12 protein-coding genes are annotated in these 15,895 nt (G+C 76.5%); 5 read left to right on the forward strand and 7 right to left on the reverse strand.

Going from position 1 to position 15,895, the window contains the following annotated elements:
- Positions 1–44 precede the first annotated feature (44 nt).
- Positions 45–917: a glycoside hydrolase family 16 protein gene (locus PUR71_RS31275; protein WP_329930532.1), complete on the reverse strand. Its 873-nt coding sequence runs from the start codon at positions 915–917 to the stop codon at positions 45–47.
- A 95-nt stretch (positions 918–1,012) separates the two neighbouring features.
- On the reverse strand, positions 1,013–1,942 hold the full coding sequence (locus tag PUR71_RS31280; RefSeq protein WP_329930533.1) for an alkaline phosphatase family protein: 930 nt from the start codon (positions 1,940–1,942) through the stop codon (positions 1,013–1,015).
- A gap of 308 nt (positions 1,943–2,250) precedes the next feature.
- Here PUR71_RS31280 and PUR71_RS31285 point away from each other — a divergent pair, with 308 nt between their 5' ends.
- The 5 genes from PUR71_RS31285 to PUR71_RS31305 are packed head-to-tail and all read left to right on the forward strand — an operon-like array spanning position 2,251 to position 10,850.
- Entirely contained in the window at positions 2,251–5,187 is a 2,937-nt protein-coding gene (locus PUR71_RS31285) for an HAD hydrolase family protein (protein ID WP_329930534.1), read from the forward strand.
- The gene (locus tag PUR71_RS31290) at positions 5,184–7,646 is read left to right on the forward strand and encodes a phosphotransferase (RefSeq protein WP_329930535.1); all 2,463 of its coding nucleotides are present in this window, start codon (positions 5,184–5,186) and stop codon (positions 7,644–7,646) included. The genes PUR71_RS31285 and PUR71_RS31290 overlap by 4 nt, the downstream gene beginning before the upstream one ends.
- Positions 7,643–9,556: a glycosyltransferase gene (locus tag PUR71_RS31295; RefSeq protein WP_329930536.1), complete on the forward strand. Its 1,914-nt coding sequence runs from the start codon at positions 7,643–7,645 to the stop codon at positions 9,554–9,556. Before PUR71_RS31290 ends, PUR71_RS31295 begins: the two co-directional genes overlap by 4 nt.
- On the forward strand, positions 9,553–9,984 hold the full coding sequence (locus PUR71_RS31300; protein WP_329930537.1) for a hypothetical protein: 432 nt from the start codon (positions 9,553–9,555) through the stop codon (positions 9,982–9,984). The genes PUR71_RS31295 and PUR71_RS31300 overlap by 4 nt, the downstream gene beginning before the upstream one ends.
- A complete protein-coding gene (locus tag PUR71_RS31305) occupies positions 9,981–10,850 on the forward strand; it encodes a glycoside hydrolase family 16 protein (protein ID WP_329930538.1) in 870 nt (289 codons plus the stop codon). Before PUR71_RS31300 ends, PUR71_RS31305 begins: the two co-directional genes overlap by 4 nt.
- Positions 10,851–10,887: 37 nt before the next feature.
- Here the strand turns inward: PUR71_RS31305 and PUR71_RS31310 are convergent, their stop codons facing one another.
- Genes PUR71_RS31310 through PUR71_RS31330 form a run of 5 tightly spaced genes read right to left on the reverse strand, consistent with a single transcriptional unit; the run spans position 10,888 to position 15,689 of the window.
- Positions 10,888–11,703 carry a polysaccharide deacetylase family protein gene (locus tag PUR71_RS31310; protein ID WP_329930539.1) on the reverse strand — a complete coding sequence of 272 codons (816 nt, stop codon included), beginning with the start codon at positions 11,701–11,703 and terminating at the stop codon, positions 10,888–10,890.
- Positions 11,700–12,767, reverse strand: a complete 1,068-nt coding sequence (locus tag PUR71_RS31315; protein WP_329930540.1) for a glycosyltransferase — start codon at positions 12,765–12,767, stop codon at positions 11,700–11,702. Before PUR71_RS31315 ends, PUR71_RS31310 begins: the two co-directional genes overlap by 4 nt.
- A gap of 8 nt (positions 12,768–12,775) precedes the next feature.
- Complete coding sequence (locus tag PUR71_RS31320) at positions 12,776–14,248, reverse strand: glycosyltransferase family 2 protein (protein ID WP_329930541.1); 1,473 nt, start codon at positions 14,246–14,248, stop codon at positions 12,776–12,778.
- A 53-nt stretch (positions 14,249–14,301) separates the two neighbouring features.
- Positions 14,302–14,835, reverse strand: a complete 534-nt coding sequence (locus PUR71_RS31325) for a hypothetical protein (protein WP_329930542.1) — start codon at positions 14,833–14,835, stop codon at positions 14,302–14,304.
- Entirely contained in the window at positions 14,835–15,689 is an 855-nt protein-coding gene (locus tag PUR71_RS31330) for a glycosyltransferase family 2 protein (protein ID WP_329930543.1), read from the reverse strand. The genes PUR71_RS31325 and PUR71_RS31330 overlap by 1 nt, the downstream gene beginning before the upstream one ends.
- Positions 15,690–15,895: the final 206 nt, after the last annotated feature.

Raw genomic sequence — 15,895 nt, forward strand, 5'->3', positions numbered from 1 at the left:
GGCCAAGCCGTTACGCGGCGGGTACGCGGGGCGGCCGAAGGGCCCTATCGCTGCCAGACCCGGACGTAGTCGATCATCAGGGTGGCCGGGACGGTCGTGGGGCCGCCGATCGTCGGCTGGACGGCGTTGTCGATCATCAGCCACATGGGGTCGGAGGTGATGCCCTGGTTGAGGGTGGCCGCGTAGACGCCGTCCCGGTAGTAGTCCACGTGCCCGTCCTGCCACTGAGCGCCGAAGACGTGCCAGCCGGTCAGGTCGCCGTCGGCGCAGCTGCCGGTGGAGGCCGTGGCGGAGTTGAAGTACGCGCAGATCTTGCCGTGCAGCCCCTCCATGACGTCGTTCTCCCCGCCGCTCGGCCAGTCGGCGCCGACGGCCCAGAAGGCGGGCCAGTTGGCGACCGAGCCGTCGGGGGCGGCGGGGACGTAGACCCGGGCCTCCATGGCGCCGAAGGCGAAGGAGAACCTTCCCTTGGTGTTGACCATGCCGGAGACGTACGGGAGCGTCTTGCCGCCGCACTCCTGCTGCCGCTGCACGGCGGTGATGCGCAGCGTGCCGTCGCGCACCGCGACCTGGCCCGCGTCGTAGCAGTCGAGCTCCTGGCCGCCCACCGGCGGGGTGATCCGCTGCGGTTCGACGTACGGGTTGCCGACGTTCCACCGGGAGGTGTCGAGGGAGGTGCCGTCGAACTCGTCCTGGAAGATCAGGTGCCAGTCGCCGGGGATGCCGGTGGGCAGGACGGGGTGCGGCGTTGCGGAAGTGCTCGCGGCCGGAGAAGGCGGGGAGGGGGCGGACGGCACCGCCGACGTCGCCGCGGCCGGGCCGCCGCCGGTGCCGGAGCAGCCCACGAGGGCGGTGAGCAGGAGGGCGAGCGCCGCGGCCGGGACGGCGCACTTCGGTGCGCGGCGGCGGTGATCCATGGCGCGCCCACCTCCTTGCCGATCAGCGTTCCACCGCCGGGCGGCGCGCGCATCCCGTGTTCCCGGCCCCCTGCACCGGCCCGGCACCGGCCAGGTCAGGGCTGGGTCCGCCAGATGTCCCCGATGGGCGCGGCGTCCGCGGCCGCACCGGTCGGCGGCAGGCCGTAGGCGTCCTCCAGGGTGCGCAGCAGCCGGTAGTGGTCGATCCGCTCGCCGTAGCTCCCCGGCGCGACCGGCCCGCCGGCGACGACGGTCGCGATCCGGTTGCCCTGGTTGTCGTCGTCCTCGTCCCAGGTGACGACCAGCAGGCTGTTGTGGGTGCGGGCCCAGTCCGCGTAGGCGGCCAGGTTGGCCTTCAGCCAGTCGTCGCCCTGCCGGACGGTGCCGTCGTGCATGTCGTGGGTCAGGTTCGGCACGACGAAGGAGAGCGCCGGGAGGGTGCTGTAGTCCCCGGGGAAGGCCGTGAAGGGCTGGTTGACGACGGGAGGCAGGGCAGCGAAGTCCACCCACGGGTTGTGCTTGCGGGCGTAGCCGCCGGCGGCGCAGCCGGTGTAGCCGGCGACGGGGAGGTCCTCGGAGTAGCCGGTGAAGGTCAGGCCCGCGGCGAGCAGGGCGGAGCCGAGGTTGGCCGTGCCGAAGGACTCGGGGCACGAGTCGTCGGTGACGCCCTGGACCGAACCGGAGAACAGCGCCAGGTAGTTGGGCTGGCTCGGGTGGGCGACGGCGTAGGACTGGCTGAAGGACGCTCCCTGTGCGGCCAGCGCGTTGATGTACGGCGCGTCGGCGGCGTTGCCGATCACGTCGGCATAGGACTTGTTCTCCTCGACGACCACGACGACGTGATCGGGCCGGGGAACGTGCCCCGGGGCCCCCGTGCTGCCCGCGGGGGCCGGGGAAGAGCCCGGGGGCCGGCCACCGCCCGAGCCCGCACACCCGGCCAGCAGCACGGCGGAGAGCACGGCCGCACCGGCGGCCGCACGCACCCGGCGGCGCCGGCCGCCACCGTGGACGTCCGTACGGATCACAGACTCCAGCCTGGGCGCCCGGGAGGACCGCGGCAAATCAGGCCGGGCGGGTGGGGGGACGGAGGGTCGCGGGGCTCCGACAGGGTGTCAACTGCCCAGCGGTTCGACTACTCCACGTCACAGGCGATGCGCATTTATTGCCCATATATGGGGCGAAATACAGGGCAGAAAGGCCCTTTCCTCGCCGTCGTATTGACTGAAGGTGACCATCGGGCTGAGGATGGGAGACAGTACCGCTGACACTTCGGTGACGCACGCCGGTGACGCGCGCCGGAGACGAGGATCCCAGCCACTCCGGGAGCCCGACGATGAGTGACGCGCAGGCCCCGGCGGCACTCTCCACGGCGGAACGTTCCAGCCGCCCGTCCTCACCGCGCTCCGGCTCCGACGAGCCGTCCCGCAGCGCCGATCTGTACCTGGACGCCACCGAGCTGACGGCCCGGCTGGTCACCGCCGTCGAAGAGTCCCGTCGTGCCACCTCCCACCCCGCCGTACCCGGCCTCTCCGGAGCCCGCCTGCTCGACGCGTTCCTGCTGAGCGCGGGGATCTGCCAGGTCGTCGAGGACCGGCTCCAGGGCGCTTCCTGGGGCGCCCGGCGCCTGGTGGACCACCTCACCCCGGGAGCGCGCGGGCCCGCCGCGCGCTCCGCCCTGCGGGCCGCACGCCTCGGCATCGGGCTGTCCGCCGGGGCGTTCGGGTCGGTGGGCCCCGGGCGCGGCCTGCGACGCTGGGGCGGCGGGATGGCCACGCTGCGCGACCGGCTCGCCGGAGCGGTGGTCGACGGGCTCCTCGGCGGTGGCCCCGGCACCGCCCCGGGCCGTGACGTCGTCCGGGCCGTCCACGAGGCCGCCGCCCGGCTCGCCGCGCTGCCCGCCGCCGGGGCCCTGCTCGGCGGCGAGTACCTGCGCCCGCCGTCCTGCTTCCGCAGTTTCGACCAGCACCCGGCGGACGCCGTCGAGCTGGCCCGCCGCTTCAGCCGGTCGTACGGCGCCGGGGACCGGCCGCTCCTGGTCCTCGGGGTGCGCACCTCGGGCAGCTACCTGGCGCCACTGGCCGGCGCGACCCTGCGCCGGCTGGGCCACCGGTCGGTGGCGGTCGGCACCACCCGGCCCGGACTGGCACTGCTGCCCGGCCGGGCGGCGGCCGTCCGCGCCGTCCGCGAGGGCGGGGGCGCCGTCCTCGTCCTCGACGATCCGCCGGCCAGCGGCGGGTCGCTCGCCGCCGTCGCCGCGGCTGCCGAGCGCGCGGGCTTCCCCGCCGACGCCGTCGTCCCCCTGTTCGCGACCTTCGAGGACGACGGACCGGTGCCCGACGTCCTGCGGAGGTACCCGTGCGTGGTGCTGCCCGGCGGGGACTGGGAGGTCCGCCGCCGCCTGGCGGCAGCATCGCTCACGAGCCTGCTGCCCGAACTGCTGCCGGGCGCGGGAGGGCCGGCCGCCCACGCGCCCGAGATCGGCGCGGCGGGCCCGCTCTCCCGCTGGTCGCACCTCTCCGTCCCCCTGACCGCGCACGTCCGGGACGCCGACGGCCGTGAGCGCGCCCTGCCCCTGCTCGCCCAGTGGGCGGGGGTCGGCTACCTCGGCCGGCAGGCCGTGACCGTCGCCCGGGCGCTGGACGGCCTGGTGCCGGAGGTCCACGGCTTCGCGGACGGCGTCCTGCTGCGCACCCGCCTGTACGGCGAACCGGCGCCGGGACCGGGAGCGGCCCCGGACACCGCCCGCCCCCGCCCGGCCGAGGTCGCCCGGTACGTCGCGGCCCGCCAGCGGCTCCTCGCGGTGCCCGCCGACCGGAGTCTCGAGCTCATCGGACGCCAGCCGGTGTGGGAGGTCGCGGCGCGCGTCCTGGCCCCCGTCGGCGGCCGCCTCGACCCGGTCCTGCGCCCCGCGCTGCTGTACCCGCTGACCCGCTCCCTGCTGGCCGCTCCCCGGCCGTGCGTCGTCGACGGCCGTACCGTCGACGGCCCTACCGGGGACGGACGCTGGATCCCCGACGGCGCCGGCGGCCGGGTGAAGACCGGCTTCGCCGACGGCGCGTTCAGCAACCTCGACCTGGCGACCTACGACGCGGCCTTCGACCTCGCCGGCGCCGCCACAGAACCGCCCGGCGGCCCCCCGAACCCCTCCGCCCACGAGGCCGAACTCCTCGCCGCTTACCATCAGTTGACGGGCCACCGAATCGACCCGGCACGCTGGTGCCTGCTGCGGTTGGTCCAGAACTGGGACGCGGCGCGGCTGGCCGGCACGGCGGACCCGGCCCGCGCACACCTCGTCCGCGCCCATGAGCGGCGGGCGCAGGCGGCGGCCGTCCGGCGTTTCCTCGCCGACGCGTACCTGGCCGATCTCGACACCGGCTCCCGAGGACCCTGGTGCGTCCTGGACATCGACGGGGTGCTGGAGTCGGACGTCCTCGGCTTCCCCGCGTCCTCGCCGCAGGGCATGCTCGCCCTGCGGGCCCTGCGCGCGCACGGCTACCGGGTGCTGCTCGCCACCGGCCGCTCGCTGCCGGAGGTGCGGGACCGCTGCGCGGCCTACCGGCTGGCCGGCGGCGTCGGCGAGTACGGCGCGGCGGCCTTCGACGCGCTGACGGGGACCACCCTCCCCCTCAGCGGGACGGAGACCACCGGCCTGCGGCGCCGACTCGCCGCGCTGCCCGGCGTGTTCGTCGACCCGTACGCCCGGTGGTCCCTGCGCGCGAGCGCCGGGGACGGCCCGCACCGCACCGCGCTGCCCGCCCGGACGGCCGCCGCTCTGCTGCGCGAGCCGCCGTACGGGCCCCGGTTCACCGTGGTGCCCGGCGACGCCCAGTCGGACTTCGTCCCGCGCGGCGTCGACAAGGCCCGAGGGGTGCGCGCCCTGCTGGCGGCGCTCGGCGACGCGACGGCCGTCCCCGCGCTCGCCGTCGGGGACACCGCCGCCGACCTTCCCCTCCTCACGTGGGCCCGGCGCGCCGCCGCCCCGGCGAACGCGGCGCCCGCCGTGGCCGCCGCGGGCGTCCCGGTGGCCCGGCACCCGTACCAGGCCGGGCTCGCCGAGATCATCGGCCGGCTGATCGGCCACCGGCCGGGCGGCTGCCCGGCCTGCCGGGCGCCCGCACACGCGCCCGAAGTCCGCGCGCTGCTGGCCCTGTTGGCCGTGCCCGAGGCCGGCCGGGCGGGCTCGGCATCCCGGCTCGCCGCCCTCGCCCGGGCCACCGGCCGGGCCACCGCGCGAGCCCGCGCCGCCACCGACGGGGAGCACCCCGGATGAAGAACCCCGCAGCCCGGCCCGACTCCCCCGCCGCCGCCCGACGCCCGCCCGACGCCCGCGGACGGACGGCCGCGCGCCACGTCGACCCGCTGCTGCGCAACGGGCACCTGCTCACCGCCAGTTCACTGGTGACCGCCGGCGTCGGCGCCGGCTACTGGGCGCTGGCCGCCCGCCTGTTCACGCCCGCCGCGGTCGGCACCGGCTTCGCCGCCGTCTCCGCGATGATGTTCCTCGGCGGGGTCGGGCAGCTCAACCTCGTCAACACCATGATCCGCTTCGTCCCGCCGGCCGGGCGACGGACCGGACGCCTGGTGGCCCGGGCCTACCTCGCGGCGGCGGGCTGCGGGCTCCTGCTCGGCGCCGGGTTCGTCCTGCTCGTCCCCCGGCTCTCCCCCGGGCTGGACTTCCTGCGCTCCCCGCCGGTCGCCGCCGGGTTCGCCGCCGCCACCGCGGCGTACGCGCTGTTCGTCGTCCAGGACGGGGTGCTGACCGGGCTGCGCCGCGCGGACTGGGTGGTCCTGGAGAACACCCTGTTCGCCCTCGTGAAGCTCCTGCTGCTCGTGCTGTTCGCCGCCGCCGGCGCACGGGCCGCGATCCTCGGCTCCTGGGGCGCCGGGCTGGCCTTCTCCGTGCTGTTCACGAACACCTTCATCGTCTGCCGCGCCATCCCCCGGCACGCACGCCGGGCCGCCGAGGACCCGGGCCCGCCGGCCGGCGCCCGGCGGCAGGCCCCCACCCCCGGTTACCTGGCGGCCGACTGGACCGGCTCGCTGTGCTGGCTCGCCGCCACCACCCTGCCGCCGCTCATCGTGCTGGGCCGGCTCGGGGCCGCCGCGGGCGCGTACTTCTCGATCGCCTGGCTGGTCGCCTACGCGCTCTACCAGTTCGCGATCAACATGAGCGCCTCCCTGATCGTCGAGGCGACCAGTCCGGCGGACTCCCGCGACGCCGCCGAGCAGTTGCTGCGCCACTGCCGGCGGGTGCTGCGCCACAGCGGGGCCGTGCTGGTGGCCGCGGCGCTGGCGGTGACGGCGGCCGCCCCGGGGGTGCTGTCCGTGTTCGGCCCCGACTACGCCCGCGCCGGCACGGCGACGTTGCGGCTCCTCGCGCTCTCGGCCCTGCCCAACCTGGTGGTCGCCGTCGCCGTCGCGGCGTGCCGGGTGCAGCGCCGGCTGCGGGTCGTCCTGACGGTCCTCGCCACCCAGGCCGCCCTGGCCCTCGGGCTGACGGTGCCGCTCCTGTCGCTCCTGGGGGTCACGGGCGCCGGGCTGGCCTGGCTGGTGGCGCAGAGCGCGGTGGCCGGGGCCCTGCTGTGGCGCCGCTCCTGGTGGCTGCCCGGCCGCGCCCGGGCCACGACGCCGTCCTCGGCCCCCGGCCCGGCCACCGCCGCCCGGCTCGCCGTGGCCGGGCTGCTGCCGATCCGCCGCCCGGCCCTCCTCTACCGGCCCGTCGACGGCCTGACCACCCGGCGACTCGCCCGCCGGATCGAGCCCGCCCGCGGCGCCACCGCCCACCGCAGCTCCCAGGGCCGCTCGGACGTGCTCGTGTTCCGCCTGAACGGCGCGGCCCCGCCGCCGCTGGCCGTCAAGCACCCCCGGAGCGCCCCCGCCGTCGCCACCCTGGCCCGCGAGTGGGAGGCGCTGCGCCGGCTGGACGCCGACCCCCGGCTGGGCGAGTGGCGCCGGCTGCTGCCCCGCCCGGTGGACCGCCGCCTCGACGGGCCGCTGCCGCTGGTCACCCAGGACTGGCTGCCGGGCGTCACCGCCGACGCCCTCCTCGCCCGCTTCCCCGAACACGCCCCCCGCGTGGCGGCCGCCGCGCTCGGCGTCCTGGCCGAACTGCACCGGGCGACCGGACGCACCGAACACCTCGCGGACCGGCTCGACGACTGGGTCGAGCCGCGCCGCGCCCTGCTGGCCGCGCAGATCGGCTGGTGCCGCACCGGCCCCGGCGCCGAGCACCTGGACGCCCTCGTCGGCCTGCTGCACCGGGAACTGACCGGTCGGCCGACCACCGTCGCCTGGTTCCACGGGGACTTCGCCCCCGGCAACGTCCTGCTCGACGAGGACGGCACCCGGGTCACCGGCGTGCTCGACTGGGGCGGCGCACGGCCGGACGGCCCGGCCGGGGTCGACGCGTGCACCTTCGTCATCGCGCTGCGCGCCCGGCTGTCCGGCCGCCCCTGGGGCGCCCTGATCACCGACGCCGTCCGGGCGGGCTCGCTCTCGCCCGCCGACCTGCGGCTGCTGCACGCCGCCGGGTTCGACGATCCCCCCGGCGGCCTCGGGATCCCCCTCCTGGCCTGGCTCTGGCACGTGACCTCGAACCTGGAGAAGTCGACGCGCTACGGGCGCAGCCACTGGTGGGTCACCGCCAACGTCGTCCCCGTGCTGAAGGAGACCGGAGCCGTCCCGGAAGCACGGGAAGCGACCGCCGCGCCGGCCCGGTGGCCGCGATGACCAGGCCCGCGGCGCCCGCGCCCCGCGGCGTCCGCACCGACCGACGGCCGTCGACGGGAGTCGGCGCAGGGCCGCAGCGGTTCTCCGTGCGCACGCTCGTCACGCGCGGCGCCCTCCCGGTGGCCCTGGCGCTCTGGCTGGTGTCGCTGCGCCACGTGCACCTGGAACGGATGGACGACCTCGGGCTGATCGAGGTCCTGCCGGTGCTGTTCTGGGTCGCGCTCGGCCTGCTGACCCTGGGCTTCGCCGTCCAGTTGCGCGGCCCCCGGCTCAGCCACGCGTGGTCGGCCGCGTACGTGGTCGGGCTCATCGCGCTCGTGCACGCCACCCCCGGCCTGCTCCACCCCGACCTCCGGTACTCGTGGGCGTGGAAGCACGTCGAGGTGGTCGACGCCTTCCTGCGGCACGGCGGACCGGTGCCGCGGCCGGGCTGGCTGGACATCTACAACCAGTGGCCGGGCTTCTTCGCCGTCAACGGCCTGGTCCTTCGCGCTACCGGCCTGCCGTCGGCGATGGGCTACGCCCACTGGGCCTCGCCGGTGGCCGACGTGCTGCTGATCGGCCCGCTGATCCTGCTCTACCGCACGATCACCCGGGACTGGCGACTCGTCTGGGGGGCCGTGTGGATCTTCTTCTCGTGCCTGTGGATCGGGCAGGACTACTTCGCGCCGCAGACCTTCGGGTTCCTGCTCTTCGTCACCGTGCTGGCCGTGGTCCTGAAGCAGCTGACGCCGGTGCGACCACCCGACGCGCCCGCCGACCCACCGCCCGCCGGAGCAGCCGGCACCGCGGCGGTGCGCGAGGGCTGGCGGCCCGCCCGGTTCCTGATGGTCCTGCTGCTGGTGGCGGTCCTCGTCACCTCGCACCAGCTCACCCCCCTGATGCTGATCGTCTTCCTGGCCGCGCTGTCCGTCCCGCGCCGCAACCGCCGCGTGGTGCTGCCCGTCCTCGCCGGCGCCGTCGTCCTACAGGCGCTCTGGCTGGCCACCGCGGCCCGCCCGTACATCTCGGCGAACCTGCGCGGCTTCATCGCGGCGATCGCCTCACCCGGCGAGAACACCCCCACGTGGCTGACCGGGCTCGGCTCCCCCGCCCCCGGCCAGGTGCTGCTCGCCTGGGTGGACCGCGGGCTGTCCGCCGCCGTCGTCCTGCTGGCCGTGCTCGCGCTGCTGCGCCGGCCGTGGACCCGCCGGACGGCCCTGCCGTACCTGCTGATCGCCCCGATGCCGATGCCGGCGCTCAACAGCTACGGCGGCGAGATGATCTTCCGCTCCTACCTGTTCGCCCTGCCCGCCGCCGCGATGCTGGTCTCCGCGCTGGTGCTGGGCACCGGGGCGCGGGCGCGGTGGCGGGTGCGGCTGCGGGCCGTCGCCTCGTTCGCGCTCCTGCTGGCCTTCCTCGGCGGCCTGGTGTTCGGCTACTACGGCAAGGAGATGATGGAGTCCTTCACCTCCCGCGAGGTCGCGGCGACCGAGTTCCTCTACCGGACGGCGCCGGCCGGCTCGCTGGTCGTGACGGTCACGAACAACGTCCCGGACATCGACAAGGACTACGACCAGCACGACCGGGTCGTCATCGCCTGGAACCAGCCGGACAACCGCCGACTCCTCGTGAAGGACCCGCTCGCGGGCCTGGAACAAGCCGTGGCGCTGGCCGCCCCGCCGGGCCCGGTGTACCTCGTCCTCAACCGCGCCCAGACGGCCGAGTGCTACATCACGGGCGTGCTGCCCGCCGACACCGTGCCCCGGCTGGAGGCGGCGGTGGACGGCTCGCACCTGTTCGCCCCCGTGTTCCGCGACTCCGACGCCGTCGTGTACGTGCTGGTCGACCACAACGCGCCCGAGATCCAGCCCCATCCGCAACAGCCGCAGCCGTCCCGGCCACAACAGCAGCACGGAGGCCAGCCATGACCCGCCTCCCGGTCCGCCTTCCCGCGGGCCTGTCACCCGCCGAGGCCGTCCTCACGGTGTCCGGCTGGGTGGCCCTCGCCGCCACCACCCTGCCCGCGCCCCTGCTGCCGCTGCGCGCCGTCGTCGTGGCCGCCTTCCTGCTGCTCTGCCCGGGTGCGGCGGCCCTGCGCGTGACCCACGCGGTGCGCGCCGGGCGCCGCCGGGACCCGCTCGAAGCCGTCGTCCTCACCGTCGCGTTCAGCATCGCGATCGACACGGCCGTCGCCGAGGTCTTCTTCTTCACGCGGTCCATCAGCACCGCGCGGGCGGTCGGCGCGGTCGCCCTGATCACCTCGCTGCTGGTCCTCGTGCCGGCCGCCGTCCGGCACCGCGGACGCGCCGCGGCGCCCACCGCGGACCGGCCGTCCGGAGGGAGGCCACCGGCATGAGGCTCCGTGCGCCGCGGGCGGGCCGGGCGGGCCGGGTCGGCCGGGCGGGCCTGGTGGGCCGAGTAGGCCGGGCGGCCGGCGCCGGGCTGTTCGTCCTGCTGGCCGCCACCGCCGGCTGCTCCGCCGGGCAGGCGCCCCGGCCGGACGCGCCCGGGTCCTGGCACCTGGTGTTCAAGGAGGAGTTCGGCGGGTCCGCGCTCAACTCCTCGCGCTGGGTGACCTGTTACGACTGGAACGACAACGGGTGCACCAACGCGGGCAACCGCGAGTCGCAGTGGTACCAGCCCGGTCAGGTGTCCGTCGGCGGCGGCGCCCTCACCCTGCGGGCCGAGCGCTCCGCGACACCGGGCTCCGACGGCCGGACGTACCCGTGGACTTCGGGCATGGTCTCCACCGGGCGCGAAAGCTGGAACGCCACCCCGCACTTCACCTTCACCCGGGGCTACGTCGCGGCGGCCGTCCGCATCCCCGCGGAGCAGGGCGTCTACCCCGCCTTCTGGCTCTCGCCGGTCACCCGCGTCACCCCGCCGGAGATCGACGTGGCGGAGTTCCTGGGGACCTCGCGGAACGTCCAGATGTCCGTGCACTGGGCGGGCCCGAACGGCACCGACCTGTCCTCCGCGGGCCACTACGGGCCGCTGGACTTCCCGGCCGGGTACCACGTGTTCGCGCTCGACTGGGAGGCCGACTCCCTCACCTGGCTGGTCGACGGCCAGGCCAGGTACTGGATGACCGACAAGGCGGACATCCCGGACGTGGCCATGGAGGTCCTGTTGAGCCTCGCCGTCGGCGTCCCCGACCAGCCGCCCACCACGGTCGACTCGGCGCAGATGCAGGTGGAGTGGGTGCGGGTCTGGCAGCACTGAGCCGCCCGCCTCCCCGATCAGCCCCCATCAGCCCCCATCAGGGCTCGGCCGGACCGCCCACCGGGTGCCCGAGCCCGGCCCGCAGCCGGCGGTAGCCGCGCCACGCCCTGGTGCGCACGGACTCGGGGTACGGCGCCACCCGCGCGCCCTGCCCGAGGGTCCAGCCGTGGAACACCTCCGGCGCCGTGTCGGCCCGGACGGTCAGCCGGGCCACGCGCAGCGGATCGTCCGCGGCCGAGCTGAAGGCGTCGCGCACCGCGCAGCCGGAGGTCCACCCGTACTCGCGCAGCCGGCGGCGCACGACGGCGCTGGAGTAGCCGTGCGGGTAGGCGAAGGAGTCCACCTGGTGGCCGAGCACCTCCTCCAACTGCCGCTTGCAATAACCGATCTCGGCGTCCAGCGCGCCCCAGGACAGGGTGTCCAGCTGGGCGTGGGTGCGGCCGTGCCCGCCGATCTCGACCCCGCCGAGGACGTCCAGATTGGCGATCTGACGCCACGTCAGCATCGACGCGGGCGGCAGCAGGCTGCCCTCCGGCGCACCGCCGGGCGGGTGGACGGCGCCGGTGGTGACGAACAGGGTGGCCGGCAGGCCGCGGTCGGCGAGCTGCGGGGCCACCGTCCAGAAGAAGTCCTCGAAGCCGTCGTCGAAGGTCAGCACGGCCGCGTGCGGGGGCAGCCGGGGACCGCCGTGCAGGGCCGCGACGAGCCGGTGCAGCGGCACGACGGTCAGTCCGCTGTCGGCGATCCGGTCGAGCTGCTCGGCGAAGGCCCGCGGGGAGACGGTGAACGGCGCGATCCAGGACGGCGGGTCCTCGGCGACCGAATGGTAGAGGAAGACGGGCACGGCGGTCACGGCGGGCCCCCGCCCGGCCCGGCTCCGCGGGCGGACCGCTCGCCGTGCGGGCGCACGCGCCGGCGCAGCGAGCCGACCGCGTACCCGAGCGACGCGGCGAAGACGCCCCCGAGGAGGGCCCCGAGCGTGCGCAGCCCGCGGCCGCCGCCCGCCCGCGCCTCCCGGAGGGCGGCCCGGGGCAGGGTGGAGCGCAGGTAGCGGCGTTCGCTGGACAGGGCCGGGCCCGCGCCCGCCCGGCCGGCCACGGCGGCCTTGGACAGGCCCTCGCAGTAGCAGCGCGAGCGGAAGTACCGCCAAGTCGTCCTGGTGTCCGGCACGTGGTGGCGCACGGCCGCCGACGGCTCGTACAGCAGCAGGCCGCGCGGGCGGCGGGCGGCCAGGCGCAGGCACAGCTCGGTCTCCTCGCAGCCCAGCGGGCGCTTGCCGACCCGGCCGAGGTCGGTGCGGAAGCCGCCGGCCGCGAGCACCTCGGCGCGCCGGAAGGACATGTTGGCGCCGATGAAGTTCCGCACGGGGGCGGGCCGTTCGGGCAGACCCCGGTAGGAGCAGCCGACCACCCAGTCGAACTCGGGCGGGAACCAGGCGGGCCGCCCGGCCTCCCACCAGGGCCGCACGAGGCCGCCGACGCCGAGCACCCGCGGGTCGCGGTAGCCGGCCAGGAGGCGGCCGGCCCAGTCGGGTTCGGCGGCGGCGTCGTCGTCCAGGAACGCCACGACGTCGCCGTGTGCCGCGCGCACCCCGCTGTTGCGCGCGCCGGACAGGCCGCGGCGCTCGCTGTTGGTGACGACCCGTACGGACGGGAAGCGCTCGGCCGCGCGGGCGACGAGCTCGGGGCAGTGGTCGACGACGAGGACGACCTCGTCGGCGGGCCGGTGCTGGCGGGCGACGGAGGCGAGGCAGGCGCAGAGGTCGTCCCAGCGGTCCGTCGTGTAGGCACAGACCACCACGGTCAGGCTCGGCACGGCGGTCGGGTCCGCTTCCGTGCGCGTCCGCGGGTACGGGTCCGGATGCGGCTGCGGGCGCGGGTGCGTGGTCCTGACGGTCCGGTGGGCGGCGTCGGTCATGGTGTCCGTCAGCCCCTCCGGTTGTCGCGGTGGGCGCGGTGCGCGGCGGCCAGGTAGCCGAACGGCCCGTACAGCAAGCCCTGGAGCTCCAGCCGGGAGAGCCGCCACGACCAGGCCTCGTCCGCTCTCGGCCGGGCGCGGGCCCGGCCGAGGGCGAGGGCCATGCCGCGCGGGAGGCGGCGCAGCAGCGCGGGCAGGAGCCGCGGCTCGTGGAGGACGGCGGCGGCCAGGTAGGCGCCGAGGCCGCTGCCGTACCCGAAGGCCTGGACGGCGAGCGCCTCCTCGGTGCGGCGGTGGCGGTGCCAGACCACCGCGTCGGGCTGGTAGACGAGTTCGCGGCCGGCGGCCAGCACCCGGAAGAAGGCGAGCAGGTCCTCGCCGCCCCTGGCCGGGGTGCCGGGGCCGGTGGCCAGGTCGAAGCCGCCGAGGGCGCGCAGCAGGTCGGCCCGGATGGCCATGTTGCCGCCGGAACCGAAGCGCCCGGCGGTGAACGGGAAGAGGGGGTCGGGTGGCGGGTCGGCGAGGGACCACCGGCGCAGGGTGAAGCCCTTGTCGAAGTCCGCGTGGCGCACGACGGCGGCCTGGGCCTCGGTGACGAGTTCGGCGGGCAGGATCAGCCCGGTCACGCAGCCGGTCCGGCGGGACCCGGCGAAGGCCTCGGCGATCGCGGCCGGCCAGGCCGGGTCGACGACGATGTCGTCGTCGACGTAGGCGATCAACTGCCCGGCGGCGACGGCCAGTCCGCGGTTGCGCGCCCGGGCGAGGCCCGCGATCGGCTCGCGCAGGTAGCGGACCCGGCCCTGGTAGCGCTCGCGGACCAGGCGGGCGGCGTCCTCGCTGTGCGGCGCGTTGTCCACGACGACGACCTCGAGCCGCGGGTAGCCCGCGCGCAGGACGGAGTCCAGGCAGTCCCGCAGCATCCCGGCGCGGTCGTGCGTGCACACGACCACGCTGATCAGGGGTGCGTCGAGGAGGGTGTCCGCCCGGGCCGCGAGGCATGGATGGTGCACACGGGCGGACGCTCGGGGAGGGCGCGGGCGACGGTCGGGCGCGGGTGGCGTCCGGTCGGCCGCGAGGTGGGCGTCGATCCGGGCGGCGAGGTCCCGGTGGGCGGCGTCGACGAGGGCCTGGAGCAGCGCGCCGGGGTCGTCGGCGCTCGCGCCGACCATGCCGAGCGGGTGCCCGTGCAGCCGGACCAGGGCCAGGGCCCGGCCGCTCACCCCGGTGGCGTCGGTGCCGTCGGGCCTGCGCAGCCGCGCGCGGCCGGGGCCGGGGCCGGGGCCGCCCATGGATCCGGCGTCGGGTTCGGGGCCGGGTTCGGGGCCGAGGTCGAGTTCGAGGTCGAGCACGTGCCCGGGCCGGCACAGCGCCGCGCCGAACCCCTCCGTGGAGACGGCCCCGGACCGGGCGCCTCCGTCCGCCGCGTCGACGCCCGTCGTGGCGTCCGTCGTCGTGGCATCGGGCCACTTGGTGCCGCGCATCGTTCCCTCCTCGCGGTGGCGATGGGGCTGGACCGGTTCGGGCGGGGTCCGCGTCAGCGCGGACCGGCCCGGTGAGCGGACGGGCACCCGGGGCGCGGCGACCCCGACCGGGCCGCGCTCCGGGCGTCCGCCCGCGGTGGCGCCGCAGGACCCGCGGCGCCTCGGATCGGCCTGCGGCCGGTGTGGTCGGTGCGGCCGGTGCGGCCGGTGCGGTCCGTCCACGAGCCGTCCGTGCACGGGCCCGCGGGCACCCGGGCGCGTCCGGCCCGACCGGGACGCGCCGCGGGTGTCGCGGTGGACGGGGCGGGAACCCGCGGTTCCCGGGGGGAGGCGTCGACCAGCGCCCGGTGCGGCGCGGCAGGACCGCCCGCCGTACCGGTGGCCGTGACCAGGCCGGGCAGGTGTCCGTGCAGCCGCACCGACGCCGACACGCGGCCGGCCGGGTCGACGCGGCCGCGACCGCCGGGTGCGCGCGAGGCCCCCGGCTCGTCCGGATCCGGCTCGACGACGCGGACGGGGGTGTGGAGCGAGTAGCGGGCGGCAGGGCGCGGGCAGGCCGCCTCGGTGCGCCGGTCGGTGCCCTCCATCAGCGCTCCCCCAGGGGGGCGGCCGCCGAGGACCGGGCGCCGGGACGCTCGGCGATCAGGGTCCTGAGCACCCGGCGGCCGTCGGAGACGGCGTGCAGGTGCGAGTGACCGCTGCGGCGGGGGAGTTCCAGGCTCGGCACCTCGGCGATCCGCAGCCCGGAACGCAGCGCGTGCGCGATCATCTCGGCCTCGATCTCGAAGCCGGTGGAGCGCAGGTCGAGGGCGTCCAGGAAGGAGCGGCGGAAGGCGCAGTAGCCGTAGCACAGGTCGGTGAGGCCGGCCTCGTAGAGGCGGTTGACGACGGCGAGCAGGAAGCGGTTGCCGAGCGAGCGGACCCGGGTGAAGTCCAGCGAGCCGCCGCCGGCGATGCAGCGCGAGCCCTTGACGAAGTCGTAGCCGTGGTCGAGGAAGTGCAGGTAGTGCGGGATCTCGCCCGGCCACATGGAGCCGTCGGCGTCCATCATGACGACGTACTCGCCGGTGGCGGCCGCGAACCCGGTGCGCAGCGCGTTGCCCTTGCCCGGGGCGCTCTGCTGGACGCTGCGGACGGTCGGCAGGCACTGCCGGGCCATCGGCACGGTGGCGTCGCTGGAGGCGCCGTCGACCAGGATGACCTCGTCGACGCAGCGCGGGATCTGCTCGAACACCCAGGCGATGTTGCGGGCCTCGTTCTGGGCGGGGATGACGAGGCTGACGGTGTGGGTGGTGGCGGGGCGGTCACCGGCCCGGCGCATCGGACGGTGGTCGAGGACCCGGTCGCTGGCGCGCCGGTGCGGGTGCCGCTCCGGCGCGGCGCCGGTGGGCCGACCGGCGTACGGGTACGGGACGGTGGTGGGAGGCAGGGTGGTACTCATGGAGGGCCTCTCGAACGAACGGAGGCGGGGGCGGTCGGCGACGCCCGGGAGCGGCGCGACGCTGCCCTTGGAGGTGGGGCGAACAGGACGGGGCGCGGACGGATACGCGCACGCGCAGCCTGGGGAGGTGGCCTGTGGGGACCGCCTGAACTGTCGAGAGCGCCTGCGGCGGCCGAAGGTGGGGTGCGCACCGCCGCGGGTTCTCG

Origin of the sequence: Streptomyces sp. SP17BM10, from assembly GCF_036322405.1 — a bacterium.
Taxonomy (GTDB): Bacteria; Actinomycetota; Actinomycetes; order Streptomycetales; family Streptomycetaceae; genus Kitasatospora.